The following is a 26953-nucleotide window of genomic DNA, read 5'->3' as shown; positions in this document are numbered from 1 at the left end:
AATTGCTATTAAAAATATAGCTTCCAGCGCTTGCTGTCAAAGCGTTGGAGCCCTAAACACGCTAGACCCTAGCTGGGGGGCCGCGCCTCGCCTGCCTGCGCCTCGCGCGCATGGGGACGACGCAGTACCCGGTGGCGCAGCCATTGCTCGAAGTCGTCCACATAGGTGAACACCGCCGGCACCACCAGCAGGCTGAGCACCGTGGAGGTGATGAGGCCGCCGATCACGGCCACGGCCATGGGGGAGCGGAAGCTCATGTCCGCGCCGCCCAGCGCCAGGGCAATGGGCATCATGCCGGCGCCCATGGCCAGCGTGGTCATGATGATGGGGCGCGCGCGCTTGTGGCAGGCGTCCAGCAGCGCGTCCATGCGGCTCATGCCGTGGCGCCGCGCCACGATGGCGTATTCCACGAGCAGGATGGAGTTCTTCGTGGCGATGCCCATGAGCATGATGAGCCCGATGAGCGACGGCATGGAGAAGCTCTTGCCGGCCAGCAGCAGCGCGACGAACGCCCCGCCCAGCGACAGCGGCAGCGCCGCGAGGATGGTGACCGGCTGCAGGAAGTCCTTGAACAGTAGCACCAGCACGATATAGATGCACACCACGCCGGTGAGCATGGCCAGGCCGAAGCTGGCGAACAGCTCGCCCATCATCTCGGCGTCGCCCACGTCGATCAGGCGCACGCTGGCGGGCAGGCCCCGTACGGCGGGCAGCTGGCGCACGGCCTCGGTCACCTCGCCCAGGCCGCGCTCGCCCAACTCGATCTCGAAGTTCACGTTGCGCGAGCGGTCGTAGCGGCTGATGACCGCGGGGCCGCCGGCCAGCGACAGCTCGGCCACCTCGCCCAGGCGCACCGGGCCGTGCGCGCCGGGCACCGTGAGGCGCTCCAGCACCGACAGGTCTTCGCGCGCAGCATCCTCCAGGCGCACGACGATGGGCACCTGCCGCTGCGCCAGGTTGAGCTTGGGCAGGTACTGGTCGTAGTCGCCCACGGTGGCCACGCGCAGCGTCTCTGCGATGGCGCTGCTGGTGACCTCCAGGTCGGCGGCGCGGGCGAAGTCGGGGCGCACGGCGATCTCCGGGCGCACCAGGCTGGCCGTGGAGCTCACGCCGCCGATGCCCGCGATGGTGCGGATGTCCCGCTCCACCGCGCGGGCGGCGGCCGCGAGCGCCTGCGGGTCTTCGCTGGCCAGCGCCAGGATGTACTTGTCGTTGGAGCCGCCCAGGCCCACCTTCACGCGCACGCCGGGCAGCTCTTGCATGGCGGCGCGCAGGCGCTGCTCTATCTCCTGCTTGCGCGGGCGCTCGCCCCGCGGCGTCATGCGCAGCGTGAGCGTGGCCTTGCGCGGGTCGCCCGCGCCCGCGCCGGCGAACGGGTCGGCCCCGGCCGAGCCCCCGCCGATCGTGGTGTAGATGCTCTCGACATGGCCCACGCCCATGGCGCGCTCGGTGGCCAGGGCCACCACGGCGCGCGTGTCGGCCAGCTTCGCGCCGGGCGGCAGCTCCAGCGTGACCTGGGTCTGGGCGTTGTCGTCCGCCGGGATGAAACCCGAGGGCAGCAGCGGGATCAGTGCCAGCGAGCCCACGAAGAACAGCAGCGCGCCCAACAGCGTGAGGACGCGGTGCTTCAGGCACCAGTGCGAGGCACGCATGTACGCGGCCAGCCAGCGCGGCTCCTTCTCGTGGCCCACCATGGGCTTCATGATGTAGGCGGCCATCATCGGCGTGAGCAGGCGCGCCACGACCAGCGAGGCGAACACCGCCAGCGCCGCCGTCCAGCCGAACTGCTTGAAGAACCGCCCGGCGATGCCGCTCATGAACGCGGTGGGCAGGAACACGGCGATCAGCGTGAAGGTGGTGGCGATCACGGCCAGGCCGATCTCGTCGGCGGCCTCCATGGCCGCCTGGTACGGCGTCTTGCCCATGCGCAGGTGGCGCACGATGTTTTCCACCTCCACGATGGCATCGTCCACCAGGATGCCCACCACCAGCGACAGCGCCAGCAGCGTGATGATGTTGATGGAAAAGCCCAGCAGGTGCATGCCGATGAAGGCCGGTATCACCGACAGCGGCAGCGCCACGGCGGACACGATGGTGGCGCGCCAGTCGCGCAGGAACAGCCACACCACCACCACCGCGAGGATGGCGCCCTCGTACAGCAGCTTCATCGAGCTGTCGTACTCGTCCTGTGCGATGTCCACGAAATCCACCGTGCGCGTGAGCTGCAGGTGCGGGTGCTCGGCCATCAACTGGTCCAGCGCGCGCTGCACGCCCGCGCCCACCTCCACCTCGCTGGCGCCGCGGCTGCGCGAGACCTCGAAGCCGATGACCGGTTTGTCGCCCAGCAGCGCGGCGGTGCGCGGCTCGGCCACGGTGTCGGTCACGGTGGCCACCTGGTCCAGGCGGACATGGCGACCGCCGGACAGCGCGATCTCCAGCGCCGCGATCTCCTGCGCCGTCTGCACCGTGGCCAGCGTGCGCAGCGGCTGCTCGGCCCCGCCCAGCTCGGCGCGGCCGCCAGCGCTTTCCACCTGCACCTGGCGCAGCTGGCGCGAGACTTCGGCCGCGGTGGCGCCCAGCGCCTGCAGCTTGAGCGGGTCCAGCGCCACGCGCACCTCGCGCGCCACGCCGCCCACGCGGTTGACCGCGCCCACGCCGGGCACGGCCAGCAGCCGGCGCGTGAGGGTGTCGTCCACGAACCAGGACAGCGCCTCGTCGTCCAGCTGGTTCGAGGCGATGGCGAATGCCAGGATGGGCTGGCTGGACAGCTCCAGCTTGGTGATGATGGGGTCGCGCAGGTCCGCGGGCAGATCGGAGCGCACGCGCGAGACGGCCGAGCGCACGTCGTCCACCGCCTCCTGCACGGGTTTTTCAAGCTGGAACTCGGCCGCGATGGTGGCTGTGCCGTCGGTCAGCGTGGAGGTGATGTGCTTGAGCCCCTGGGTGGTGGCGATGGCGTTCTCGATCTTGCGCGCCACGTCGCTCTCCAGCTGCCCCGGCGCGGCGCCGGGCAGGGAGGCCGTGACCATGACCACGGGCAGGTCCATGTCGGGAAAGTTCTGCACCTTCATGGACCGGAAGGCCAGCAGTCCGGCCAGCGTGAGCAGCACGAACAGCATGGCCGCCGGGATGGGGTTGCGGATCGACCAGGCGGAGAGGTTCATGGTCGCTCCTTATTTGCTAGCTGCTTGCGCTTGAGGGGCGGGCGCTACAGCCTCTTTTGGTGCTGAATCTGCGGCAGGCGCACCAAGTCGCCGTCGTTCAGGAAGGCGCCGCCGCGCGCCACGATGCGCGCCTGGGGCGCCAGGCCCGAGGTGATGGCCACGCGCTCGCCGCTGCGCGCACCGGTCTGCACGCGGTGCATGGCCACGCGCGAGTCCGTGCCTACCTCGAACACGTGCGAGAAGCCGTCGCGCACCACCACGGCCGACAGGGGCACCAGCAGCGCGTCGCGCTCGCCCAGCAGGAACTCGCCGCGCGCGAACATGCCCGCCCTTATCTCGGGGTGCGCCGGCAGGTCCACGTACACCAGCGCATTGCGCGTCTGCGGGTCCACCGTCGGAGCCAGCATGCGCACCGTGCCTTCCACCTGCGCGCCGCTGGCGGCCGTCACCACCGCCTTGGCACCGGGACGGATGCGGGGCAGCTCGCTGGACGTGACCTCCGCGCGCCACTCCAGCCGGCCCTTGCGCACCATGCGAAACAGCTCGGTGCCCGCACCCACCACCGCGCCCACGGTGGCCGTGCGCGCGGAGATCACGCCACTGTCGGGCGCCAATACCTGGGTGTGTTTCAGGCGCAGCTGCTGGGCGTTGAGCGCCGCCTGTGCCGCCGCCACGCGGGCCTGCGCGGTCTGCGCGCCGGTGGCGTATTGCTGGATCTGCTGCTGGCTCAGTGCACCCGAGGCGCTCAGGGTGTTGGCGCGGTCGGCATTAGCCTGCGCCTCGGCCTGGGCGGCGCGGGCCTCCAGCAGGCTGGCGCGGGCCTGGGCCACGTCGGCCTCGATGGTCTCGGGCGCGAAGGTGGCCAGCACCTGGCCGGCGCGCACCGTGTCGCCCACGTTCACGCGCACGTCGGTCAGCCGCAGGCCGCTCACCTCGGCGCCAATGCTGGCCTCCTGCCACGCGGCCACGTTGCCGTTGGCCGGCAGCCGCTGGGTCACGTTGCCGCGCTGCGGCTGGGTGGTGGCCACGGTGAGGGCGGGGCGGGGCCCCTCGGCCTGTGCGGAGTCCTCGGCATGGGTGGGGCCGCTGCCGAGCAGGACGGCGGTGGTCGCGGCAAGCCCCAGCAAAGCCAGGGCGATCAGGGTGCGGGTCGGTGTCAGGCGCGGCATGGCGGTCGAAAAGGATTTAGTGCGAAGAAGAAGGGGGGGTGGTGGCCGCCTGCGTGGAAGTCTGGGCCGCCGGCGCGTCGGCCTCGGGCGTCCAGCCGCCGCCGGCCGCGCGGTACAGCGCCACCCAGGCGGCCATGCGCTCTTGCTCCAGCGCGACCACGGCGGTGTCCGAGGCGAGGGCGGTGCGGCGGGCATCCTCCAGTTCCACCAGGCTCGCCAGGCCAGCGCGCCAGCGCTCCTGCGTGGCGGTGAAGGAGCGGCGGTAGTCCTCGGCGGCGCGCCGGGCGTCGGTGCTGCGGCGCGCGGTGCTGTCCAGCCGCGCCAGGGCCTGCTCCACCTCGCTCACGGCCTGGCGCACCTGCGCGCGGTAGGCCTGCGCGGCGCTGTCGTAGCGCGCACGGGCGGCATCCACCTGCGCGGCGCGGCGACCGCCGTCGAACAGGGGCAGCGTGACGGCCAGCGGGCCGATGGACCAGGTGTTGCTGGTGGCTTGCACCCCCGCGGCGCGCACCAACCCGCGGCCAATGGTGCCGCTGAGCGTGAGGCGCGGGTAGCGCTGCGCCTGGGCGTCGCCCACCTCGGCGCTGGCGGCCGCCACCTCGCGCTCGGCGGCGTACACGTCGGGCCGCTGCGCCAGCGTCTGCGCGGGCAGGCCGTCGATGCTGAACAGCTGCTCGGGCGGGTGCAGCGGCGGCGCGGCAGCCAGCTGCGTGCGCAGCAGGGGCTCGTCGCGCCCGGTGAGGGCCACCAGTGTCTTGACGATCACCTCGCACTGCAGGCGCTGCTGCTCGGCGCGCACCGCGCTGTCGGCCTGGCTGGCCGTGGCCAGCGCGGCAGTGGCGGGGGCGGTGAAGCCCGCGCGTTCGCTTTCGCGCGTGAGGCGGGCCGTTTCGCCGCGCGAGCGTGCATCCGCCTGCGCCACTTGCAGCTGGCGCGCGCAGTGGTGCCAATTGCTGTACTGCAGAGCCGTCTCGGCCGCCACGGAAACGCGGGCCTCGTGCCACTGCGCCTGCGCACCGGCCAGGCGCTCGCGCGCGGCGTCCGCCACGGCGGCGTTGCGGCCGAACAGGTCGATCTCCCAGCCGGCCTGCAGCCCCGCCTGCGCGGTGGTGGCCACGCCGCGCACCTGCTCGTTGAAGCCGCGGCTGGCGCTGGCCTGCCCGTCCAGGCTGGGCAGCAGCGCCGCGCGTGCGGCCGTCTGCTGCGCGCGGGCCTGTGCCAGACGGGCGCCGGCCTCGGCCACCGTGGGACTGAGGGCCTGTGCGTCCACGATCAGCGCGCCCAGCAGCGGGTCGCTGTGGCGCTGCCACCAGTCGGCCAGATCGGCCACGCTGCCTTGGTGGGGCAGCGGTGCGTGCCAGGCGGCGGGTGCGGGTGCCTGCACGGCCGCGGGCGGGCGTTGCACGGCGCAGGCGGCCAGTGCCAGGGGCAGGGTGGAAAGCGCAAGGCGCTGGAAGACGGGGCGCTTCATGGTGCGGTAGACCTGCGGGCGGTGCGCCGGCGGGGGGGGGAAGAGGTCGAAGGGGAGGGCGAGGCTGGAGTAGAAGGGCGGACAGGCTGAGCGCGCGTGCGCCGGCGCCGCTCGGTGGCCACCATGGCCATGGCGTAGTCGGCCAGGCGTTCCGCCCACTGGTCCACGGCCGCCGGGGATGCGAGCAGCTGTGGCTGCATGGCGCACACCACTTCCTGGTGGCTCCACAGCTGAAAGGCCAGTCCGGTGACGGTGAGCGTGAGGCGGTGCAGGTCGTCGTCGGCCTGCGGCAGCCCCAGGTGCCGGCACAGCAGCGCGGCCATGGCCTCGTTGGGTGCGCGCACGTCTTTTTCCAGCTCGATCTGCCACTGCGCCGTGGGCTCCAGCATTTCACGGATGTGCAGCCGCACCACCTGGCGTGCCATCTCGCCGTCGTGCAGCGGCCCCAGCGCGCCCTGGTAGAAGCAGTGCAGCGCGGCGCGCAGGGACAGGCCGGGGCGCATGAAGTCGGGCACCAGCGATTGCAGCGAGCCGAAGGGCGCGGAAAACAGCGCCGCGTACAGCGCGGCCTTGTCGCCGAAGTAGTAGCTCACCGAGGCTACGTTGACCTGGGCCTCGGCGGCGATCGCACGGATTGAGGTCTTGGCGTAGCCCTGTTCGGAAAACAGTTTGAGCGCCGCCATCAGCAGCCGGGTGCGCGCCGGCGGCGGGCTGTCGCCGGTGGCGCCGGGGCGGGGGGGCGAGAGGGGGGCGGACGTCGTCATCGCGGCGCATTAGACCACGATGAATCAAACGTTTGTTTGATTTTTACGGGGCGCTACATCTGCGCACGAATGGAAATTCCATGTATCAAAACTGCCTCTAGCGCTTTATGGATAAGCGCTAATAGCTATGAAAAATATAGCTAGCTGCCGTAGTCCACTCAGCCGAACACGGCGCGCCACAGCGCGCGCACGGCGCCTTGCTCGGCGGCCAGCATCTCGGGCGGCACGCGGGTGGGCTCTTCGTTGAGCCGCGCGCGGTGCTGCACGTGGCGCAGCGTGCGGTAGGCGTCGGCGGCGGCGCGGCCCACGCCCGCAGGCAACAGGCCGGCGGCCTCGGCGCGCTGCAGCAGCGCGATGTTGCCCACGTTGCCCTGCAGCTCGGGGTGCGCCGCGGAGTGCGCCAGCACCAGGTACTGCACGGCGAACTCGGCATCCACCATGCCGCCGGGGCTGTGCTTCACGTCGAACTGGTCCGCAGGCGCCGGGTGGGCGCTGCGCACGCGCTCGCGCATGGCGACGATCTCGCTGCGCAGCGCGGCGGCATCCCGCGGCGCGGTGATCACGGCCTGGCGCACGGCGTCGAAGCGCGCGTGCAGGCCTTCGCTGCCCATCACGAAACGCGCGCGCGTCATGGCCTGGTGCTCCCAGGTCCAGGCGGTGTTGCTGCCGCGCTGCTGCTGGTAGTCGGCATAGGCCTGGAAGCTGGTCACCAGCAGGCCCGAATTGCCGTTGGGCCGCAGGGCGGTGTCGATCTCGAACAGGTCGCCCTCGCCGGTCTTCACGGTGAGCCAGTTGATGAGCTTGCGCACGAAGGCGGCGTAGACCTCGGGGGCACGCTCGTCGTCGTCGTCGAACACGAAGACGATGTCCAGGTCGCTGCCGTAGCCCAGTTCCTTGCCCCCCAGCTTGCCGTAGCCAATGACGGCGAACTGCGGCTGCTCACGGTGGCGGTTGCGCAGCCGGCCCCAGCACCACTCGGCCGTGACGCGCAGCACGCTGTCGGCCAGCGCGGACAGGTCGTCCGCCACCTGCTCCACGGTGATGCGCCGCTCCACGTCGCGCGCCAGCGTGCGGAAGGTCTCGGCATGGTGGGCGCGGCGCAGCAGGTCGAGCAGGTTCTCGTCGTCGTCCTCGCCCGTGGACTGCAGCGCGGCCAGGCGCAGCCCCAGTTCGCGTTCGAAGTCGGCGGGCACGAAGCGCTCGGACAGCAGGGCGTCGCCCGCCAGCTCGTCGATCACCCCGGGGTGCTGCAGCATGTAGCGCGCGGGCCACCTGGCGGCGCCCAGCAGGTGCAGCAGATGCTCGTGCACCGAGGGGCGCTCCAGCAGCAGCGCCAGGTAGCTCTCGCGGCGCAGCAGTGGCTCCAGCCAGCCCACCAGGCGCACGGCGGCGTCCTCGTTGACCTGGCCCTCGGCCAGCCAGCGCCCGGTGCGTTGCACGATGCGAAACAGCCGCGCGCGCGCCTCATCGCGCAGGCCCTGCACGCGCGGATGGGTGCGCCACTCGGCCACGCGCTCGCGCACCTTGGCGGGCAGTTGCTCCAGCAGCGCCTCCAGGTCGGGGGCGGGCGACGCAGCCACTGCGGCGCGCGGGCCGCCGCATCCGCCATTGCTGCATTGCTTGTGGCCCGTGCCGCCGAGCAGGATGTCGAACTCCTGGGCCACCAGTTCGCGGTGCGCGTCCAGCGCGCGCAGGAAGTCGCAGCAGTTCAGGCCCAGGGTGCGTGCGATCCAGGCCAGATCATCGTCGCGCGTGGGCAGCACATGGGTCTGCTGGTCGTCCAGGTACTGGATGCGGTGCTCCACGCGGCGCAGGAAGGTATAGGCGGCCGCCAGCTGCTCGGCCGTCTCCTGCGGCATGAGGCCGGCACGGGCCAGGCGTTCCAGGGCCTCCAGCGTGGGGCGGCAGCGCAGTTCGGGGAACTGGCCGCCGCGCACCACCTGCAGCAGCTGTACCGTGAACTCGATCTCGCGGATGCCGCCGCGCGAGAGCTTCACGTCGTTGGCGCGCTCGGGGTGGCCGGCGCTGCGCTTGGCGGCATGGTCGCGGATCTGGCGGTGCAGCGAACGCAGTGCGTCGAACACGCTGTAGTCCAGGTAGCGGCGGAAGACGAAGGGCAGCACTACGCCGCGCAGCGCCTGCACGTTCGGCATGCCCAGGCAGTCCAGCGGCGCCACCACGCGGCTCTTGAGCCAGGCAAAGCGTTCCCATTCGCGGCCATGCACCAGCAGGTATTCCTCCAGCGACGCCAGCGACACGGCCGGTGGCCCCGAGTTGCCGTGCGGGCGCAGGGCCAGGTCCACGCGGAACACGAAGCCGTGCTCGGTGGTGTCGCCCACCAGGCTGTAGATGGCCTTGACCGCGCGGGCAAAGTATTCGTGGTTGGAGAGCTTGCCGCGCCCGTCGGGCTGGCCGGCGGTTTCGCCCTCGTGTTCGTAGACGTAGATCAGGTCGATGTCGCTGGAGACGTTCAGCTCGCGCGCGCCGAGCTTGCCCATGCCCACGATCCACAGCTGCACGGGCTGGCCCTGGGGCCCCAGCGGCGCGCCGTGGCGCGCGTCCAGCTCGGCGCGGGCGTGGCGGCAGGCGCGGTCCAGTGCCAACTCGGCCAGCCGGGTCACGGCCAGGGTGATGTCGGACAGCGGTGCGGCCTGGTCGCAATCCAGTGTGATCAGCCGCTCCATCACCAGTTGGCGCAGGATGCGCAGCGCCGCGCCCAGGTCGTGGCCGCGCGCCAGCAGGGCGTCGCAGGCCTGGGCCATGGTCTCGCGGGTGGGCACGCCCGGGGGCAGCAGCGCCAGCTCGGCCTGGTAGCGGCGGTGCAGGCGCTGGTGGAAGCGCGAATATTCCGACGGCGGGCTGCCGGCGGTCACGGGATCAGTCGAAGGCATCTGCATGGCAAGGGCTGCTCGGTGCGCTCGCGGGCCACGCCGGGGCGCGGCCGTACATAACGACACCGTGGGGTGCTGAACCCTCAGGGGATGTGCGGGTCATAATTCCTGCCATCGTTTCGCCCGCCATGACAGAGTCTCCTCCCCATCCCTCCCGCCTTCTCAAACTCGTGGCGGGCTGTGCGCGATGGGGATTGGTCGCCTTGGTGACCTTCTGGTTGCTGCTGGCGGCCGCCTGGGGGGGGCTGCATGGCTGGATTGTGCCGCGTATCGGCGACTTCCGTCCGCAGCTGGAACAGCAGGCCCAACGCGCACTGGGGGTACCTGTGCGCATCCATTCCATCAGCGCGCGCAGCGAAGGGCTGATCCCCTCGGTGGAGCTGAAGGACGTGGCCCTGCTGGACGCCCAGGGGCGCGAGGCGCTGCGCTTGCCGCGCGTGGTGTTGGCGCTGTCGCCGCGCTCGCTGCTGCGCTTTGGGTTCGAGCAGATCTATATCGAAGGCCCCGAGCTGGACATGCGCCGTGAGCGCGACGGGCGCATCGTCATCGCGGGCTTGGCCTTCCGCGACAGCGCCGAGGGCGACAGTGCGGCGGCCGACTGGCTGTTCTCCCAGGCCGAGGTGGCGATTCGCGGCGGCACGCTGCGCTGGACCGACGAGCAGCGTAGCGCCGAGCCGCTGGCGCTCACCGAGGTGAGCCTGGTGCTGCGCAACAGCGCGCGCCGCCACCAGGTGCGCCTGGACGCCACGCCACCCGCCGAATGGGGCGCACCCTTTACCTTGCGCGGCCAGTTCCGCCAGCCGTTGCTGTCCACGCACAGCGGCGACTGGCAGCGCTGGAACGGCGAGCTGTTCGCCCACTTCCCGCGCGTGGACGTGTCGCGCCTGCACCGGCACGCCGATCTGGAGGGGCTGCAGGTCGCGCAGGGCCGGGGCGCCGTGCGCGCGTGGGTGGATGTGCAGCGCGGCCAGATCGGCGGCGGCACGGTGGACATGGCACTCGACGAGGTCAACGCTACCCTGGGCAAGAACCTGCGCCCACTGGCGCTGCGCACGGTGACGGGGCGGGTGGGCGGTCGCTGGCTGGACGACGGCTTTGAGCTGTCCACCCAGAATCTGCAGTTCGTGGCCGACGATGGCCTGCGCTGGCCCGGCGGCAATCTGGCGCTGCGCCACAGCGGACAGGGCCAGGCCGGCCGAGAGCGTGGCGAACTGCAGGCCGACCGGCTGGACCTGGCCGCCCTGGCGCAGATCGCGAGCCGGCTGCCCCTGGGCGACACCGTGCACGGCGCGGTGCGCGACTATGCGCCGCGCGGTCTGGTGGAGCAGTTGCGGGCCGAATGGCAAGGGCCGCTGGCGCAGCCGCAGAAGTACCAGGTTCGCGGCAAGGTCGCAGGGTTGGCGCTGGCGGCGGACGACGCCGTGCCTACCGTCGCCGGCCTCAGTGGTGCGCAGGTGTCTTTCGATCTCACCCAGGCGGGGGGGCAGGCCGAGTTGGCCATGGCCGACGGGACGCTGCGCCTGCCCGGCGTGTTTGAAGAGCCCGTAGTGCCCGTGCAGCGGCTGGAAGCGGGGGTGCGCTGGCAGATCGAGGGCGAGCGCATCGCGGTCCAGACCAGCCAGCTGCGCTTTGCCAATGCGGACGCCCAGGGCGAGGCGCGGCTGAGCTGGCACACGGGCGACCCTGCGGCGTCGCCTGCGCGCGCGCGCTTTCCGGGGGTGCTGGACCTTTCGGGCACGCTGTCACGGGCCGATGGCACGCGCGTGCATCGCTACCTGCCGCTCACCGTGCCAGCGGAGTCGCGGCACTATGTGCGCGACGCCATCCTTGCGGGGACCGCCAGCCAGGTGCAGTTCCGCGTGAAGGGCGATCTGCACGACTTTCCCTATGGCCATGTTCCGCGCGAGGGCGAATTCCACATCGCAGCGCGTGTCAAGGACGTGACGTACGGCTACGTGCCACCGGCGCTGTTGCACGCGGGCGACCGGCCCTGGCCGGCTCTCACGGCGCTGTCGGGGGAGCTGGTGTTTGACCGTGCGGGCATGGAAGTGCGCAACGCCACGGGGCGCTTTGCCGGGTATCCCGCGCTGCGGGTGCAGAAAGTGAACGCGAAGATCGCGGACCTGCAGCACACCGAAGTGGTGGTCGGGGCCGACGTGCGCGGCCCGCTGCCCGACATGCTGGCGCTGGTGAGCGCCTCGCCCATCTCCCGGCTTACGCAGGGGGCGCTGGACCGGGCCGCCGCCACCGGCGTGGCCGAACTGCAGCTGGGCCTGACGCTGCCCATCAGCCGTATCGACCAGTCCACCGTGCGCGGCAGCGTCACCCTGGCGGGCAACGACGTGCACTTTGTGCCCGAGGCGCCCCTGGTGAACGCGGCCCGGGGCGTGGTGCAGTTCAGCCAGAGCGGTTTCACGCTGGTCGGCGTGCAGGGACGCGCCCTGGGAGGCGAGGTACGGCTGGAAGGCGGCATGAATGCGGCGCCGGCGGGGGCTGGAGAGTCCTCGGTGCGCGTGCGTGCGCGCGGCACAGCCACCGCCGAGGGCCTGCGCGAGGCGCAGCAGCTGGGCCTGGTGTCGCGGCTGGTGCGCGGCGCCAGTGGCAGCGCCGCCTACACGGTGGCCGTGGGGGTGCGGCGGGGAGTGGCCGAACTGCAGGTGGCCAGCGACCTCGTCGGTCTTTCGCTGACGGCGCCCGCGCCACTGGGCAAGGCAGCGCAGGCCCCGTTGCCCGTGCGCTTCGAGAACCGCTTGACGCCCGAGGCCGCAGCCTCGGATACCGCGCCCTTGCAGGACGAATTGACGCTGGAGTTGGGCGACGTGGGCAGGCTCAACTACCTGCGCGCACTGGACGGGCCGCAGGCGCGCGTGCTGCGCGGCGCGCTCGCCATCGGCGTGCCGCCGGCGCAGATGCCCGCGCCTCCCGCCCAGGGTGTCGCGGCACACGCCGTGTTGGGTGCGCTGGACGTGGATGCGTGGACGGCGCTGTTGCAGGAGCCCTCGGCACCGTCGGCACAGGCACAGGCACAGGCACAGGCACAGGCAGCAGTACCGGCACCCGCGCCCTCCGGGGAGGCACTGGCCACCGATTACCTGCCCACCAGCCTGGCCGTGCGTGCCGCCACGCTCACGTTGCATGGGCGCACGCTGCACGACGTGGTGGTGGGGGCGTCGCGGCAGGGCGCCGTGTGGCGTGCCAACGTGGATGCCGATGAGCTGGACGGGTACCTGGAGTACCGCCCTGCCGGCGCGTCCGCGCCGCGTGCCGATGCGGCCCAGGGGCTGCTGCACGCCCGGCTGGCGCGGCTGGCCATTCCGCAGATGGCCGAGACGCAGGTCAACGCGCTGCTCGATGCGCGCGAACCGGGCACGCTGCCGGCGCTGGACATCGTGGTGGAGGATTTCGAGTTGCGCGGACGGCGCCTGGGGCGCATCGAGATCGAGGCGCGCAACCGCGGCACGGAGGGCGGCCAGCGCGAGTGGCGCCTGTCCAAGTTCAATCTGACCGCCCCCGAGGCCGTGCTGACCTCGCAGGGCCACTGGGCGCTGGTGGGCAGCGGGGCGCAGGCGCAACGGCGCACGGTGATGGACTTCGAGCTGGACATCCGCGATTCCGGCGCCTTGCTGGCACGCTTTGGCATGGACGGCGTGGTGCGCCACGGCAAGGGACGCATCGGGGGCCAGGTGGGTTGGCTGGGCTCGCCGTTGTCACCCGACTACCGCACCATGAGCGGCCAGATGAACGTGAACGTGGAGGCAGGTCAATTCCTCCAGGCCGACCCGGGACTGGCCAAGCTGCTGAGCGTGTTGAGCCTGCAATCCCTGCCGCGGCGCTTCGCGTTGGATTTCCGCGACGTGTTCAGCGAAGGCTTCGCATTCGACTTCGTGCGTGGCGACATGCGCATCGATAACGGTGTGGCCACCACCAACAATCTGCAGATGAAGGGCGTGAATGCCGCCGTGCTCATGGAAGGCAGCGCCGACATCGAACGCGAGACGCAGGACCTGCACGTGGTGGTCGTGCCCGAAATCAACGCCATGACGGCTTCCCTCGTGGCCACGGCGATCAACCCCGTCATTGGCCTGGGCAGTTTCCTCGCGCAGGTTTTCCTGCGCGGCCCGCTGATCCAGGCCGCCACGCAGGAATTCCGCATCGACGGCACCTGGTCAGAACCGCGTGTGGAGCGCATCCAGCGCCGCAAGAGCGCTGCGCCGGAAGGCGCAGCGAGCCCTGCTGTTCCACCGGCATCAGGAGACAAACCATGAAAGTCGCAGCTTTGCAAATGGTCTCGGGCGTCGCGCTGCAGGCCAACCTGGCGCAGGCGCGCCATCTGCTGGAGCAGGCGGCGCAGGCGGGCGCGGAGCTGGCGGTGCTGCCCGAGTATTTCTGCGCCATGGGCCTGGCCGATGCGGACAAGCTGGCGCTGCGCGAAACCATGGGCGACGGCGTGGTCCAGCGGTTTCTGGCGCAAGCGGCGCGCGAGCTGGGTCTGTGGGTGGTGGGCGGCACGCTGCCGCTGGTGTGCGACAGCGAAGAGCGCGTGCACAACACCACGCTGGTGTTCTCGCCCGCCGGGGACTGCGTGGCGCGTTACGACAAGATCCACCTGTTCCGCTTCGACAACGGCACTGAATGCTTCGATGAGGCGCGCGTGATCCAGGCCGGGCGCGAGAGCGTGCGCTTTGCCCTGCCGGCGCGGGATGGCAACGTGTGGCGCGTGGGGTTGTCGGTGTGCTACGACCTGCGCTTCCCCGAGCTGTACCGCCAGCACGCGCGCGCGGGTGCCGACCTGCTGCTGGTGCCCAGCGCCTTCACCTACACCACCGGCCGGGCCCACTGGGAGGTGCTGCTGCGTGCGCGCGCCGTGGAGAACCTGGCCTATGTGCTGGCGCCGGCGCAGGGCGGAACGCACGAGAACGGCCGGCGCACCTGGGGCCACAGCATGCTGGTGGACCCCTGGGGCAGCGTGCTGGCCCAGCAGCCCGAGGGCGCGGGCGTGGTCCTGGGTACGCTGGATGCGGCGCATCTGCGCCAGGTACGCCGCCAGCTGCCGGCGCTTGAGCATTGCGTGCTCTGATGGGCGGCACCGTGGAGCACGGCGGACCAGCGCGCGGACGGGACAGGGGTGCTGCGGGCCGGCAGCAGGGCCCGCAGTCGCTGCTGCCCCCTTCGGCGCCCGAAGACGGGCCCCAGGACAAGGTACCCCGCCGGTGGCGCCGCTGGGTGGGTGCGTGGCGGCGCTGGTCCCTGTGGACGCTGCTGGTGGCGCTGGTGGCGGGCATGCTGGTCACCCAGGTATGGCTGGCTGGCCGCTACGAGGCCAGCCAGGTGCAAAGCCGCCTAGAACGCGACACTGCCGACGCCGTAGCCGACATCCGCAACGCCTTCGCGCACAACCTGCAGAACCTGCAGGCGCTGCAGGCAGGCGACCCCGACCTGGCCGCGTGGGAGGCGCGCGCGGCCGAGCTGCTGAGCACGCGCCGCGAGCTGGTGCGCATCGAATGGCGGGACACGCAGCTGCTGCTGCGCGCACATGCGGAGTCGCCCTATCGCCCCCTGCCGTGGGACGCCACCACGCGCAGCGGCACGCATTCGGAGACCATGCTGGCCTGTACCAACGCTCGGCGCATCACCGGCCCGTCGTACTCCAGCAGCTATTTCCAGCCCCTGCCCGACGGCATGGGCGCCGAGATGATGGAGGTCTGCCTGCCGTTGATCCAGGACGGACGCGTGCGCGGCTTCCTGGTGGCCACCTACGCGCTGCAGACCGTGCTGCAGGATTTGGTGGCGCCCAGCCTGCAGCGCACGCAGGAGGTTTCGTTCACCGAGGCCGACGGCACGCGGCTGGCGCTGGTGGGCGCGCTGCGCCGCGGCTCGCGCATGTTCACGGCGCAGCAGCTGTTCGACCTGCCCGGCAACACCCTGGTGTTGCGCATGGACGGCTGGCACGCCGCGCCCAGCGTGTTTCCCAACGTCCTCACGGCCCTGGTCACGGCCATGTCGATCGCGCTGGTGTCGGTGCTGGTGGTGCTGGTGCGCGACAACCGGCGCCGCCTGCGCGCCGAGCGCGACCTGGGCGACGCGCTGGCTTTTCGCAAGGCGATGGAGGACTCGCTGGTCACGGGGCTGCGTGCGCGCGACCTCAACGGCCGCATCACCTATGTGAACCCGGCGTTCTGCGACATGGTGGGCTTTCCCGCATCCGAGCTGGTGGGCCAGACGTCGCCGCTGCCCTACTGGCCGCCCGAGCATGCGCAGGAATATGCGGAGCGGCAGGTGGTGCGCATGTCGGGCCGGCTCGACCCGCCGCGCGAAGGGTACGAATCCACCTTCATGCGCAGGGACGGCACGCGCTTTCCCGTCATGATCTACGAAGCGCCGTTGATCAACGCACAGGGCCTGCACACGGGGTGGATGGGCTCGTTTCTCGACGTGAGCGAGCAGCGGCGCGTGGAGGAGTTGTCGCGCACCTCGCAGGAGCGCCTGCAGGCCACGGCACGCCTGGCCACCGTGGGGGAGATGGCATCGCTGCTGAGCCATGAACTGAACCAGCCGCTGGCGGCCATCTCCAGCTATGCCAACGGCTCGCTCAACCTGCTGGAGCCGGCGCCGGGCGCCGAGTTGCCGTCGCCCCAGGACCTGCAGGACGTGCGCGTGGGCGTGCAGCGCATTGCAGCGCAGGCCGAGCGCGCGGGCCGCGTGATCAAGAGCGTGCACGACTTCGTGCGGCGCCGCGACCAGACCCGCGAGCCGGTCACCGCGCAGGACCTGTTCGACGCGGTGCTGCCCATCATCCGGCTGCAGGCGCGCAAGCTGGGCGTGCGCGTGGTGCTGTCGATCGAGGACGTCCTGCCGCCCGCGCTGTGCGACCGTACCATGGTCGAGCAGGTGCTGTTGAACCTCACGCGCAACGCCATGCAGTCCATGGACGACCCGCAGATCCATCCGCGCATCCTCGACCTGCGGGTGCGGCGCGCGGCCTCCAATGCGTCCAACAGCTGGCTGGAGTTCTCGGTGGCCGACATGGGCATGGGCATTCCGGAGGACGTGGCCGAGCGCCTGTTCACGCCGTTCTACACCACGCGCGTCGAGGGCATGGGCCTGGGGCTGAGCCTGTGCCGCACCGTGGTGGAGCAGCATGGGGGCTTTCTGGACCATGCGGCGCGTGAGCCGCGTGGTACGGTATTCACTTTCACCCTGCCCGCATTTCAGAAAGCCGACCCCTGATGGAACCCGCCTCCAACGCCACTGTGTACATCGTGGACGACGACGCCGAGGTGCGCGAGGCGCTGGCTTGGCTGCTGCGCTCGCGCCGTGTGCTCAGCGAGGCGTTCGCCAGCGCCGAAGCGTTCGAGACCATGCTGGCCGAGCGCACCGCCAGCGGCCTCATGCAGCGCCAGCCCTGCTGCCTGCTCCTGGACGTGCGCATGCCGGGCGGCATGAGCGGCCTGGCGCTGTTCGACAAGATGGTGGAGCGCGGCGACACCGCGGGCATGCCGGTGATCTTCCTCACGGGCCACGCCGACGTGCCCACCGCCGTGGCCACGGTCAAGCGCGGCGCGTTCGACTTCTGCGAGAAGCCGTTTTCCGACAATCAGCTCGTGGACCGCATACAAGCAGCGCTGGAGCTGTCGGCCCGGCACATCGAGGCCTGCCGCGCGCGCCACGAACTGCAGGACCGGCTGGCCGACCTGACCGACCGCGAGCGCGATGTGATGCGGTTGGTGGTCGAAGGCCTGCCCAACAAGCTCATCGCCGATCAGCTCGACATCAGCGTGCGCACGGTGGAGGTGCACCGCGCGCGCGTGTTCGACAAGATGCAGGTCAAGTCGGCGGTGGAGCTTGCCAACCTGCTGCGCGCCGCGCCACCGGCGTAAAAAAAGACGCGGGCCCTTGCGGGCGCGCGTCGTATTCGTCTTCACATCGTCGGCGGGCAGGATTGCCGCGCCGACGGCCCGCCGCAGATCAGCCGCGGCCCTGGCGCTCACCCACATAGATCTCCACGCGGCGGTTGCGGGCGCGCCCGTCGGAGGTGTCGTTGGAAGCCACAGGTTCACGCGAGCCACGGCCTTCCACGTGGATGCGGTTGCCGTTCACGCCACGCGCCGTAAGGTAGTTGCGCGTGCTCTCGGCGCGGTCCAGCGACAGCGGGTTGTTGATCGCATCGCTGCCGGTGGAGTCGGTGTGGCCGACGATGCGCACCTCGGTGTTCGGATTGTTGCGCAGGCCCTCGGCAAAGCGGTCCAGAATGGGGCGGAAGTTGGGCTGGATGTCCGAACGGTTGGTGGCGAACGAGATATCGCTTGGGATGTCCAGCTTGAGTTGGTTGTCCGGCGTCTGCGTCACCGTCACACCGGTGCCCTGGGTGGCGGCCTGCATGTCCTGCTTTTGGCGCTCCATGTGCTGGGACCAGATGTAGGTGCCCAGGGCGCCCACGCCCGCGCCGATCACGGCGCCCTGCGCCGCATGGCCGCCCGTCATGGCGCCGATGGCTGCGCCGCCCAGCGCGCCCACGCCGGCGCCGGTGGCGGTGCGGCGCTGGGTGTCGGTCATGTTGGCACAGCCTGTGGCCAGCATGACCACCGCGAGACTGCCGATGAGGAGAGGTTTGCGCATGAGAGAACTCCTTTGTTGTTGCTCGGTCGGCTCGCAGCCCTCGAGCGGGCGGCTGGGCCAGTGCGAGCAGCGTAGCAATCCAGCGGTGCCTCGTCTGTAGGACGCGGCGCAACGCGCGTGCGCGACCCGTGGCCGATGGGCCTGCGTTCAATGGGCCGCGCTCATTCCCGGCCAGAATCCGCGAGCGCTCTCAGTCGTGCGGCGGGGCGTCGCCCCGTGGGGGCTCGCTGGGGGCCGCTGGCGGCTCGCCGCCCTTGCGGCCGCTGAACATGGTCCACCAGACAATGCCCACGAGGAGCACCAGTGCAAGCAATGCTTCAAGCAAAATCAGCCCCATGAATCTTCGTCTCCTGCGCCTGGTGGTATCGGCGCTGATTGTAGGAACGCTGGCCGCGTGCTCCACCCGTCCTCCGGCGCCCGTGACGCCCAGCGTGCCGTCCGTGCAGCCACCCGCCGCGCCCACTGTACCGGTGCCTGTGCCGGGCACGCTCACGCAGTCCAAGAGCCGCTGGGTGCCCGTGGGCTGGGGCGAGTTGCCGGGGTTTGAGGGCGATGCGCTGCACGAGGCCTGGAACGCCTGGCTGCGCAGCTGCGAGCGCCCCGCGCCGGCGTTCGCGCCGCTGTGCGGCGATGTGCGCCGCCTGAGCATCGCGTCGCCCGAGGAGCAGCGCGGCTGGATGATGCAGCGCCTGCAGCCCTACCGCATCGAGTCGCTGGACGGAGCGGCCGACGGCCTGCTCACGGGCTACTTTGAGCCCTATCTGGACGCCGCGCGCCAACCGGGCAACGGCTTCAGCGTGCCTTTGTATGCACCCCCGGCCGATCTGGCGGCGCGCAAGCCCTGGTACACGCGCCAGCAGATCGACACCCTGCCGCAGGCCCAGGCCGCCCTGGCCGGCCGCGCCATCGCCTGGGTGCGCGACCCGGTGGAAGCCATGGTGCTGCACATCCAGGGCTCGGGCCGGCTGCGCGTGCAGGAGGCGGACGGCAGCGTGCGCCTGGTGCGCCTGGCCTTCGCGGGCACCAACGACCAGCCGTACAAGAGCGTGGGCAAGTGGCTGCTGGACCAGGGCCTGGTGCGCGACGCCACCTGGCCCGGCATCACCGCCTGGGTGCGGGCCAATCCGCAGCGCGTGAACGAGATGCTGTGGTCCAACCCGCGCTACGTGTTCTTTCGCGAGGAGCCGCTGGACGCGCTGGACGCCGCCTTCGGGCCCAAGGGCGCGCAGGGCGTGCCGCTCACGCCGGGGCGCTCGATCGCCGTGGACCGCCAGAGCATCCCCTACGGCACGCCGGTGTGGCTGGCCTCCAGCGGCCCCACGGCGCAGTTGTCGCGCCTGGTGCTGGCGCAGGACACGGGCAGCGCCATCCTGGGCGCGGTGCGCGCGGATTACTTCACCGGCTGGGGCCCCGAGGCGGGCGAGATTGCCGGGCGCCTGAAGCAGGGCCTGCGCCTATGGGCGTTGTGGCCGCGGTAGTGCTATTGATTTGGAAGCTGTTCGCGCTTGATCTGTGCTGCTTTCAATACAAATTAATGCTGAAATTCCCGTAAGGCAAGCGCTGAAAGCTATCAATATGGGAGTGATTCATTCGCCCTCGACCACGTAGCGCGACACCACGGGCGGCGCGTCGCCCACGTGGAAGGCAAAGCGCCGGTCGCGCAGCGCCACGTCGGAGGCGGTGACGCGGTCAAAGCGCCGCAGGTGCTCCGTCCAGGATTCGTCTACCACGCGCTCCACGTAGCGGCGCGGGTCGGCGATGTCGTGCTGCAGCTCCCAGCTCAAGGCGCCCTGGCGCAGGCGCGCGCGGCGGCTTTCCTGCATCACGGCGCGGAATTCTGCCGCCCGCGCGGGGTTGATGAAGTATTCGATGCTGACCACCAGCCGCAGGCCGGCGGCGGGCGGGCTGTCGGCCCGCGGTGCCTGAAAGGCGCGCGAGGCGCTCAGGTCCTCCTCGCCATGGCGGTTGCTCACCAGGCGCTGTACCAGCGCCATCACCAGCACCCCGGTGAGTGCCGCCAATGCCAGACTCATGTGCACGCTGGAGAGTGCGGCGACCTGCCCCCACAGCGCCGCGCCCACGGCCGTGGCGCCCATGATGGACATCTGGTAGATGGACATGCCGCGCGCGCGCACCCAGTTGGGCAGCGCCAGCTGTGCGGCCACCGTGAGCGAATTGGCGGTGGTGATCCACGCCGCCCCGCCCACCAGCATGGCCGGCACCGCCACGTACACGTTGGGCGCAATGGCGACCACGGCCGTGGCCAGCGCCTGCAGCAGCGTGCCGCGCGCCACCAGCTGGTCCAGCGACATCATCTGGCGCAGGCGCGGCAGGAACATGGCAGCGCTCACGGCGCCCGCGCCCATGGAGGCCAGCAGCAGCGTGAAGGTGCCTGCGCCGCCGCCCTGCAGGTCTCGCGCCACCAACGGCAGCAGCGCCAGCAGCGCCGTGGCATGCAGGAAGAAGATGGAGATGCGCCACAGCACGGCGCGCATCGGGGGCGACTCGCGCACGAACTGCAGACCCACGCGCATGGCACTGGTCAGGCGCTCGCGCCCCAGCGGGTTGGGCATGGGCTGGCGCCGCCAGCGCATGATGGTGAAACCTGCCACCAGCGACAGCACGGCATTCAGCACGAACACCCAGGCGCTGCCCGCGCTGGCGATGATGGCGCCGGCCACCAGCGGGCCGATGATGCGCGAGGCGTTCATGGCCACGCCATTGAGCGCCAGCGCCGCGGGCAACTGTTGGCGGTTCACCAGCTCCGGCACGATGGCCGCAAACACCGGCCAGCGCATCGCCAGCCCGATGCCGTTGGCGAACGTCAGCGCCAGCAGCAGGTAGGGGTTGAGCCCACCCCAGAGGATGGCCACGCACAGCACCACCGCCACGGCCGCCACCCAGAACTGCGTGACCATGAAGTAGCGCCGCCGGTCCAGGATGTCGGCCAGCGCGCCGCTGGGCAGGCCCAGCAGGAACACGGGCAGCGTCGAGGCCGTCTGCACCAGCGCCACCAGGGCAGGCGAATCGGTCAGCGTGGTCATCAGCCAGGCGGTGGCCACGTCGTTCATCCACATGCAGGTGTTGGCCGCCAGCCAGGTGAGCCACAGCATGCGGAACACCGGCACCGACAGCGGCGCGAAGGGCGACTGCGGCGCACGCTGCGCCGCGCTGTGCTGCAACTCGGCTGTGGCGGCGGCCTCGGCGGTGTGGGCGGCGGCGGAGGCCGCGTCGGGGCCTGGCGGTGTGGGTGGTGAACTCAGCGGTCCGCTGTCTTGGAGGGGCTGGGGCGGCATGTGCGGCCATTGTGACGGGAATGCGGCGCGCTTGCTGCGCCGGGGCCGCAATCTCGGCGGGTGCGAAACGGTGTTCAGCCTCTGTTGGAATTGCCGTTGCCTCCGGCGTTCCCATTGCCATTGCCTCCGGCGTTCCCGTTGCCATTGCCTCCGGCGTTCCCGTTGCCATTGCCTCCGGCGTTCCCGTTGCCATTGCCTCCGGCGTTCCCGTTGCCATTGCCTCCGGCGTTCCCGTTGCCATTGCCTCCGGCGTTCCCGTTCCCGTTGCCGTTGGTGTTTGCGGGAGGAGGCAACGCGGATGGAGGGTCAACTACGGCCCTTTGCCGCACGCGTATCCGCTGCGCGACCAGCACGCCGTTGGCAGACATCCGGCCCGCCACTTCCAGCGTTGCGCCGTTGCGGATGTCATCAGCCCGCCCCCCGGTTATTTGCGCGCCCGAGGCATCGATATCCGTGCCTTGCAGCGCAAAGGATTGTGCAGAGGCGAAGTTCGTCACCACACCCTCCAGCACGACGGGCGCGTCTGCCTGGCGTGAGAGGCTGTGCGCTGGCCGCAGGAAGCGGGCCACGAGCACGTTGCCGGCCGGGGCCTGGGCTGCATGCACATACAGCGGCATGCCGTTGTCCAGCATGCCGGCCTCCAGACCGTTCAAAAAGGCAGCCTGCGCATACTGGATCTGCATCGTGCCCAACTGGAACCGGCGGGCCACCGTATCGAGGGCCTGCACGCTGCCCCACAGCACGGGCTGTACCGAGGGGAGCGTGGCGGTGGTCAGCTGCAGCCGGGTCGCGCGCATCAGCCCACTGCTGGTGGGCAACGCATGTACCTGCACGATCTGGCCGACTTGCAAGGCGGCCAAGCCGGACAGTCCGTCGAGCACGGTCTCGTCATCGACATATACCCGCGCACCCATTACCTCGATGCGCCCCAGCGCCGCGTCCACGGCATCCACCGCCCCCCGTAGCTCCGGTATCGACAGTACATGCGCGGCCGTACCCGTGCTGAATCCGGTATCGAGGGTGCCGTTCACTTGCACGGTCATGCCAGGTTTCAGGCTGCTCTGGCCGCTCTTCAGGCTTTGCTGACCATTGGCGTCTTCCTGCGAGACGCCTTCCACTTCCACCTGGGCGTGGCTGATATCGAAGCGCACGCCGTTCACAACCATGTACGACCCGCTGGGTGATTCGCCGAGGCTGTCGACGCTGCCAATGGCCACGGAAGACATGGCGATGCCGGTGCCGCCCGAGCCCACGCCGTCGCCGCCTCCACAGGCTGCGAGCACCAGCCCCAGCGTGGTCATCAGCGCGTATATCCCAGTCCTCATGTTTTTTTCCTGCGCTTTGCAGAGCCTGCACGGGTGGTCGGCTTCACGTCCGGCGGCTCGTCCTCATGGTAGACATACACCCCTACGCGCATGCGTGCCGTTCCCATGCCTGCCGCAGAGGCATGGGCCTGGGTCATTTCCCGTACCAGGCGGTAATGCACGGAATCCCAATGTTCCCGTGCCAACTGGTGGATGCGTTCGCACTCCGACACGGTCAAGCCCGAGGCATAGACGGAGCGTTCCAGCATCCGGGGCTGCTGCCCCAAGGTATTGCTGACGGCGGCCAGCAGATGGTCCCGCACATTGTCCCCGGTGAAGGCCAGCATGTCCCGCAGGCTGGTGGCCGGGATGAAGCCGTCGCCCACCAGTTCCACCTCGCCTTCGCCGTCGCCCGTCAGCCCCCTGACCAGATTCAGGCGCTGAAGCTCCTCCAGCAGGGTTCTGTGGTGCACATCGCCGCGGGTGGCGAGACGCGCCACCAGTTCAAAAGAGGGGCCATGGCCGGTGTCCACAATAGGAAGGCGGCGCCGGCTGGGCTCCTCGGCGGCAAGCTGCAACCAGGCCGTGAAAGCCTTGGCGGCCGACGACCCTTCGGTGGCAGGCAAAGGGTCGCGTACTTGGCGCACTCTGGCGGTCACGTCCTTGCGATTGAGACCGGTGGTGACCGAGATCTGGCTCAGGTTGGGGTCGGGAATGCCTTGGCTGCGCCAGAGATGGCGCGCTTCCTCCAGCAGCAGGTCCCTCAGGATTTCTTCGAGTTGGGCGTGCTTCAGTCCCATCGCCAACGCCAGCCTGACCGCGGGGCGAAGGATTCGTACCAGCGCGGACTGCGTCCATTTCAGGCGGTCTTGCATGGGGCGGGTGAAGGAAGACGCATCGCTCAGCGTGAGCGCTTGTGTAGCCAGTGTGCGTAAAGAACGGAACGCGAGTGTGCCACCTGCAATGGCTGCTTGTCGCGTATGCAGAGGGGCGGGATGTCACCTATGCGTACCTGTGGACGGCATTGGGCAACCGCTCGTCGGAAATAAGCGACCGTCTGTCACCATTTAGTCGTTATGTGTAGGAGTGAATGTGATATTTTCACATTTAAACAAATTCATACACAGTGGCGGCACTTATGCGAACAACAGGGCGGCGAACAGCGGGTTTCACGCTGATTGAATTGATGATCACGGTGGCGGTCATCGGCATCCTTGCGGCTATTGCTTACCCTTCCTATACCGCCTACATCGTCAAATCGAATCGGGCGGCGGCCAAGGCGTTCCTGCTCGAGGTTAGCGGTCGGCAGCAGCGCTACATGCTCGACGCTCGTAGTTATGCGACCGACCTGGCAGCGCTGCAGATGACGGCTCCGGCAGAAGTAGGCAGAAACTACGCAATTACTACATCACCCAAGGCCGGCTCCACGCCACCAGGGTTCACTGCGACCGCCACGCCGACGGGGGGGCAGGCTGCACGCGATACCGGCTGCGGCACCTTGACCGTCGACGAAGCGGGTGCCAAAACTGCTTCAGGACCGGATGGGGTCATCAAATGCTGGTAGTTCACCCAAGAGCGCGCGCAGGTGGATTCACGCTGATTGAGCTGATGACCGCCATCACCGTCCTCACCCTCCTCACTCTTGTCGCACTTCCCAGTTTTCGTGAGTTCGTGGCCAACCAACGGGTGCGGAATGCATCGTTTGATCTCATGGCTGCTCTGACTCTGGCGCGCAGCCAAGCCATCACGCAAAACGGCCCGGTGAGCTTGCAAAAGCGCGGCAGCACTTGGGACGCAGGGTGGACGGTCACGGATGGCACGAACACCTTCGGCTCTCAGGAGGCGCTTTCGAACCTCAGTATTACGAATACGGGGGGAATCGGCTCCGTGACGTACGAGCGAGACGGCCGTCTTTCCAGTTCGGGGACCAAGTTCACCATCAAACCGGTTACTGAGATGAGCGGCGTCACGGCCCGCTGCATCACTCTGGACCTCAGCGGCAAGCCATCCAGCACGCAGGGAGGATGCTCATGAGCCTGATTCACCGGCCGCACCAGCAGGGCGCGACGTTGATCGAGATTCTGGTGACCCTGGTCATTCTGCTGTTCGGTCTGTTGGGGCTGATGGGTATCAGCAGCCGTGCCCATATGGCGGAGCTGGAGTCGTTCCAGCGTATCCAGGCGCTGCAGCTGGTGCGGGACATGGCCAGCCGGCTGAACGCCAATCGCAAGGTGGCGGCTTGTTATTCCAACGGCAGCACGGGCGTGAAGGTGGGGACTGGCGCGACCACGTTGCCCACATGTCTTCTGGACACGGCGCCACAGCAGGCACAGGCTCTGGCAGACCTCACCGCCTGGGATGGACTCCTCAAGGGATAGGCCGAGGTGCTTCAGTCGGGTGACAAGGTCGGCGCCATGATCGGCGCGGTGGGTTGCATCACGCAGGAGGCCGCCCCGCCCAACACCTACCTCATCGCCGTGGCGTGGCAGGGCATGGCCCGAACGGTGGCGCCTAAGCTCAGCGACGGGAGCGTTTTCCCTTGTGGCAAGGGGCGCTTTGGCGACGACCGCTTGCACCGTGTCGTCACCACCAAAGTGCAGATCGGCAGCCTGTCCTCCGCGGGAGGAACCCCATGAACCCACATCGTTGCCTCACACCTGCCACACGAACCGAGCGATATATGCGCCATGCCAGAGGGTTTACGCTGGTCGAGTTGATGGTGGCACTGGCCCTGGGCCTGCTGTTGCTGACGGCACTCATCGCGCTGGTGGTTTCCACGGTGACCAACCGGAGCGAACTGGACAAGAGTGCGCGCCAGATCGAAAACGGACGTTATGCGCTTCAGTTGATCGGTGAAGACGTTGAATCTGCGGGATTCGTAGGCACGACAGGAGTGCACTCGTGGCCACGCCGGGCGCCGGCTGCGTGTCCGACCAATGTCGCCGATCTCGGATACGTCTCCGGTGCCACGCCTCAGCTTCCGCTGGCAGTACAGGTGTTGCCGGCCGCCACCAGCTGCCCGAGCGGGGGGAATGTCAAAAGCGGGAGCCGAATGCTGCTGGTGACGCGGGCATCGTCAACGCCGATATCGGCGGCCAGCGCCGAGGCGGATGAGGTGTATCTCCAGGTGTCGACATTCGGGAACGACGCTGCGGATTTCCCGTCGCTCGTGCCATTCATGGCGGCACGGGGCGATGCGAGCTTCCAACTGAGGGATAAAAGCGGCAACCCGTCACCGTTGCGCAGGGCCATCCAGCGCCTCTATTTCCTCAGTGACTGCAATGAATGCGGCAAGGACCAGATCCCCACGCTGAAGGTGGCCGAATACACCAAGGGCGGCATGGTCATCCAACCCTTGGTCGACGGCATCGAGGACATGCGTTTTGACTTCGGGGTGGACACGGATGGCAACGGCTCGCCTGACTGCTACGTGACCAACCCCGCCAGCCCAGACCCGCTGCACATCAGCGCGGCGGCATGCCCGCCTCCCACGCCCGCGTACGACTGGGCGGATGCCGAGAAGAACTGGGGCAACGTCATGGCCGTGCGTATCCACGTGTTGGCACGCACGACCGAGGCAAGCGGTGGTTGGAAGGACGATCGCACTTATGACCTGGGCTTGTCCGCCGCTGCAGGCCCTTTCAATGACGGCTACAAGCGCCACACGTACAGCACCGTCGTGCGCCTCAACAACCCGTCCGGCCTGAGAGAGCTGCCATGACGCACACCACCAACCGCCGGCGTTCGGCGCGCACGCAACAGGGGGCCACCCTGCTCGTGGCCATGATATTTCTCGTTGTGCTTACGCTGATCGTCGTCTCTTCCATGCGCACGACCAACGTCAACACCCGCGTGGTGGGCAACATGCAAACGCAAAAAGAGGCCGAGGCTGCAGCGCAGGTGGCCATCGAGGACGCCATCAGCGGAGATTTCACGAAGGCGCCCAAGACCAATACCGTGGACGTGGATGTCAACAACAGCGGGCAGCCGGGCTCCACCTACAAGGTTGCCGTGACCCCTACCTGTATAGCCAAGCAGCCGATCAAGACGGTGGACCTGGATGTGGAAAGCGAGGGTGACCAGCCTTGTTTTGCCACCGGTTCAGCACAGAACACCGGTATTACAGGCGCCTCGCCGTCGGGTAATTCACTCTGCACCAATGCCATGTGGAATTTGGAAGGCGTGGCCACACCTCCCAACTCCAGTCACCCCGCTGCCGCGATCAACCAAGGCGTCGCGCAGCGCGTGGATCCCGGGGCCAACTGCTGAGCCTTTTCG

General features: G+C 69.4%; 21 protein-coding genes. 11 read left to right on the top strand and 10 right to left on the bottom strand.

Features of this window, described 5'->3' with window-relative positions; all coding sequences use genetic code 11:
* Positions 1-68: 68 nt before the first annotated feature.
* From MRB47_RS18760 to glnE, 5 genes are all read right to left on the bottom strand, one after another.
* Positions 69-3164 (bottom strand): efflux RND transporter permease subunit, encoded by a 3096-nt coding sequence (locus MRB47_RS18760; protein ID WP_252101457.1) that lies wholly within the window; start codon positions 3162-3164, stop codon positions 69-71.
* Between the two features lie 44 nt (positions 3165-3208).
* Positions 3209-4333 carry an efflux RND transporter periplasmic adaptor subunit gene (locus tag MRB47_RS18755; protein WP_411275716.1) on the bottom strand — a complete coding sequence of 375 codons (1125 nt, stop codon included), beginning with the start codon at positions 4331-4333 and terminating at the stop codon, positions 3209-3211.
* 16 nt (positions 4334-4349) lie between these two features.
* Complete coding sequence (locus MRB47_RS18750) at positions 4350-5804, bottom strand: efflux transporter outer membrane subunit (protein WP_252101456.1); 1455 nt, start codon at positions 5802-5804, stop codon at positions 4350-4352.
* On the bottom strand, positions 5801-6568 hold the full coding sequence (locus MRB47_RS18745) for a CerR family C-terminal domain-containing protein (RefSeq protein WP_252101455.1): 768 nt from the start codon (positions 6566-6568) through the stop codon (positions 5801-5803). Before MRB47_RS18745 ends, MRB47_RS18750 begins: the two co-directional genes overlap by 4 nt.
* Positions 6569-6726: 158 nt before the next feature.
* Positions 6727-9465, bottom strand: coding sequence for a bifunctional [glutamate--ammonia ligase]-adenylyl-L-tyrosine phosphorylase/[glutamate--ammonia-ligase] adenylyltransferase (gene glnE / locus MRB47_RS18740; protein WP_252101454.1), 2739 nt, complete (start codon positions 9463-9465; stop codon positions 6727-6729).
* A gap of 122 nt (positions 9466-9587) precedes the next feature.
* Between glnE and MRB47_RS18735 the strand changes: the two genes are divergently transcribed.
* From MRB47_RS18735 to MRB47_RS18720, 4 genes are read left to right on the top strand one after another with little or no spacing between them, the layout of a single operon-like run.
* On the top strand, positions 9588-13724 hold the full coding sequence (locus MRB47_RS18735; RefSeq protein WP_252101453.1) for a YhdP family protein: 4137 nt from the start codon (positions 9588-9590) through the stop codon (positions 13722-13724).
* Entirely contained in the window at positions 13721-14536 is an 816-nt protein-coding gene (locus MRB47_RS18730; RefSeq protein WP_011807100.1) for a carbon-nitrogen hydrolase family protein, read from the top strand. Before MRB47_RS18735 ends, MRB47_RS18730 begins: the two co-directional genes overlap by 4 nt.
* The gene (locus MRB47_RS18725; RefSeq protein ID WP_252102652.1) at positions 14536-16686 is read left to right on the top strand and encodes a two-component system sensor histidine kinase NtrB; all 2151 of its coding nucleotides are present in this window, start codon (positions 14536-14538) and stop codon (positions 16684-16686) included. Before MRB47_RS18730 ends, MRB47_RS18725 begins: the two co-directional genes overlap by 1 nt.
* Complete coding sequence (locus MRB47_RS18720) at positions 16686-17336, top strand: response regulator transcription factor (protein ID WP_011807098.1); 651 nt, start codon at positions 16686-16688, stop codon at positions 17334-17336. Before MRB47_RS18725 ends, MRB47_RS18720 begins: the two co-directional genes overlap by 1 nt.
* Before the next feature lie 88 nt (positions 17337-17424).
* On the opposite strand, the gene MRB47_RS18715 is transcribed toward MRB47_RS18720, so the two are convergent.
* Positions 17425-18075, bottom strand: coding sequence for an OmpA family protein (locus MRB47_RS18715; RefSeq protein ID WP_011807097.1), 651 nt, complete (start codon positions 18073-18075; stop codon positions 17425-17427).
* A gap of 190 nt (positions 18076-18265) precedes the next feature.
* Positions 18266-18412, bottom strand: a complete 147-nt coding sequence (locus MRB47_RS18710) for a hypothetical protein (protein WP_172208921.1) — start codon at positions 18410-18412, stop codon at positions 18266-18268.
* Here MRB47_RS18710 and MRB47_RS18705 point away from each other — a divergent pair.
* Positions 18345-19553 carry a murein transglycosylase A gene (locus MRB47_RS18705; RefSeq protein WP_252101452.1) on the top strand — a complete coding sequence of 403 codons (1209 nt, stop codon included), beginning with the start codon at positions 18345-18347 and terminating at the stop codon, positions 19551-19553. The two genes, MRB47_RS18710 and MRB47_RS18705, sit on opposite strands and share 68 nt — an antisense overlap.
* 108 nt (positions 19554-19661) lie before the next feature.
* Here the strand turns inward: MRB47_RS18705 and MRB47_RS18700 are convergent, their stop codons facing one another.
* The 3 genes from MRB47_RS18700 to MRB47_RS18690 form a co-directional block, all read right to left on the bottom strand.
* Positions 19662-21371, bottom strand: coding sequence for an MFS transporter (locus tag MRB47_RS18700; protein ID WP_252101451.1), 1710 nt, complete (start codon positions 21369-21371; stop codon positions 19662-19664).
* A 74-nt stretch (positions 21372-21445) separates the two neighbouring features.
* Entirely contained in the window at positions 21446-22672 is a 1227-nt protein-coding gene (locus tag MRB47_RS18695) for a DUF5666 domain-containing protein (RefSeq protein ID WP_252101450.1), read from the bottom strand.
* A 20-nt stretch (positions 22673-22692) separates the two neighbouring features.
* Positions 22693-23550, bottom strand: a complete 858-nt coding sequence (locus MRB47_RS18690) for a DUF6502 family protein (RefSeq protein WP_015914580.1) — start codon at positions 23548-23550, stop codon at positions 22693-22695.
* A gap of 263 nt (positions 23551-23813) precedes the next feature.
* On the opposite strand from MRB47_RS18690, the gene MRB47_RS18685 reads away from it, so the two are divergent.
* The 6 genes from MRB47_RS18685 to MRB47_RS18660 are packed head-to-tail and all read left to right on the top strand — an operon-like array spanning position 23814 to position 26944.
* Entirely contained in the window at positions 23814-24239 is a 426-nt protein-coding gene (locus MRB47_RS18685) for a type IV pilin protein (RefSeq protein WP_252101449.1), read from the top strand.
* A complete protein-coding gene (locus MRB47_RS18680; protein WP_287965731.1) occupies positions 24230-24709 on the top strand; it encodes a GspH/FimT family pseudopilin in 480 nt (159 codons plus the stop codon). Before MRB47_RS18685 ends, MRB47_RS18680 begins: the two co-directional genes overlap by 10 nt.
* On the top strand, positions 24706-25053 hold the full coding sequence (locus MRB47_RS18675; protein ID WP_252101447.1) for a prepilin-type N-terminal cleavage/methylation domain-containing protein: 348 nt from the start codon (positions 24706-24708) through the stop codon (positions 25051-25053). Before MRB47_RS18680 ends, MRB47_RS18675 begins: the two co-directional genes overlap by 4 nt.
* 6 nt (positions 25054-25059) lie before the next feature.
* A complete protein-coding gene (locus MRB47_RS18670; protein ID WP_252101446.1) occupies positions 25060-25311 on the top strand; it encodes a hypothetical protein in 252 nt (83 codons plus the stop codon).
* Positions 25308-26396, top strand: coding sequence for a PilW family protein (locus MRB47_RS18665; protein ID WP_252101445.1), 1089 nt, complete (start codon positions 25308-25310; stop codon positions 26394-26396). The genes MRB47_RS18670 and MRB47_RS18665 overlap by 4 nt, the downstream gene beginning before the upstream one ends.
* On the top strand, positions 26393-26944 hold the full coding sequence (locus MRB47_RS18660; RefSeq protein WP_252101444.1) for a PilX N-terminal domain-containing pilus assembly protein: 552 nt from the start codon (positions 26393-26395) through the stop codon (positions 26942-26944). The genes MRB47_RS18665 and MRB47_RS18660 overlap by 4 nt, the downstream gene beginning before the upstream one ends.
* The last annotated feature ends 9 nt before the right edge of the window (positions 26945-26953 follow it).

The organism is Diaphorobacter sp. LI3 (assembly GCF_022807955.1).
In the GTDB taxonomy this organism is placed as follows: Bacteria; Pseudomonadota; Gammaproteobacteria; order Burkholderiales; family Burkholderiaceae_C; genus Diaphorobacter; species Diaphorobacter nitroreducens.
Note: the sequence above shows the minus strand (reverse complement) of the source record. Positions and strands in the feature narration are given on the sequence as shown.

What these genes read in the sequence shown, in the direction of transcription:
- MRB47_RS18760 (WP_252101457.1), bottom strand. Translation starts at nt 3,164, where the DNA reads ATGAACCTCTCCGCCTGGTCGATCCGCAACCCCATCCCGGCGGCCATG.
- MRB47_RS18755 (WP_411275716.1), bottom strand. Translation starts at nt 4,333, where the DNA reads ATGCCGCGCCTGACACCGACCCGCACCCTGATCGCCCTGGCTTTGCTG.
- MRB47_RS18750 (WP_252101456.1), bottom strand. Translation starts at nt 5,804, where the DNA reads ATGAAGCGCCCCGTCTTCCAGCGCCTTGCGCTTTCCACCCTGCCCCTG.
- MRB47_RS18745 (WP_252101455.1), bottom strand. Translation starts at nt 6,568, where the DNA reads ATGACGACGTCCGCCCCCCTCTCGCCCCCCCGCCCCGGCGCCACCGGC.
- glnE (WP_252101454.1), bottom strand. Translation starts at nt 9,465, where the DNA reads ATGCAGATGCCTTCGACTGATCCCGTGACCGCCGGCAGCCCGCCGTCG.
- MRB47_RS18735 (WP_252101453.1), top strand. Translation starts at nt 9,588, where the DNA reads ATGACAGAGTCTCCTCCCCATCCCTCCCGCCTTCTCAAACTCGTGGCG.
- MRB47_RS18730 (WP_011807100.1), top strand. Translation starts at nt 13,721, where the DNA reads ATGAAAGTCGCAGCTTTGCAAATGGTCTCGGGCGTCGCGCTGCAGGCC.
- MRB47_RS18725 (WP_252102652.1), top strand. Translation starts at nt 14,536, where the DNA reads ATGGGCGGCACCGTGGAGCACGGCGGACCAGCGCGCGGACGGGACAGG.
- MRB47_RS18720 (WP_011807098.1), top strand. Translation starts at nt 16,686, where the DNA reads ATGGAACCCGCCTCCAACGCCACTGTGTACATCGTGGACGACGACGCC.
- MRB47_RS18715 (WP_011807097.1), bottom strand. Translation starts at nt 18,075, where the DNA reads ATGCGCAAACCTCTCCTCATCGGCAGTCTCGCGGTGGTCATGCTGGCC.
- MRB47_RS18705 (WP_252101452.1), top strand. Translation starts at nt 18,345, where the DNA reads ATGGTCCACCAGACAATGCCCACGAGGAGCACCAGTGCAAGCAATGCT.
- MRB47_RS18710 (WP_172208921.1), bottom strand. Translation starts at nt 18,412, where the DNA reads ATGGGGCTGATTTTGCTTGAAGCATTGCTTGCACTGGTGCTCCTCGTG.
- MRB47_RS18700 (WP_252101451.1), bottom strand. Translation starts at nt 21,371, where the DNA reads ATGCCGCCCCAGCCCCTCCAAGACAGCGGACCGCTGAGTTCACCACCC.
- MRB47_RS18695 (WP_252101450.1), bottom strand. Translation starts at nt 22,672, where the DNA reads ATGACCACGCTGGGGCTGGTGCTCGCAGCCTGTGGAGGCGGCGACGGC.
- MRB47_RS18690 (WP_015914580.1), bottom strand. Translation starts at nt 23,550, where the DNA reads ATGCAAGACCGCCTGAAATGGACGCAGTCCGCGCTGGTACGAATCCTT.
- MRB47_RS18685 (WP_252101449.1), top strand. Translation starts at nt 23,814, where the DNA reads ATGCGAACAACAGGGCGGCGAACAGCGGGTTTCACGCTGATTGAATTG.
- MRB47_RS18680 (WP_287965731.1), top strand. Translation starts at nt 24,230, where the DNA reads ATGCTGGTAGTTCACCCAAGAGCGCGCGCAGGTGGATTCACGCTGATT.
- MRB47_RS18675 (WP_252101447.1), top strand. Translation starts at nt 24,706, where the DNA reads ATGAGCCTGATTCACCGGCCGCACCAGCAGGGCGCGACGTTGATCGAG.
- MRB47_RS18665 (WP_252101445.1), top strand. Translation starts at nt 25,308, where the DNA reads ATGAACCCACATCGTTGCCTCACACCTGCCACACGAACCGAGCGATAT.
- MRB47_RS18660 (WP_252101444.1), top strand. Translation starts at nt 26,393, where the DNA reads ATGACGCACACCACCAACCGCCGGCGTTCGGCGCGCACGCAACAGGGG.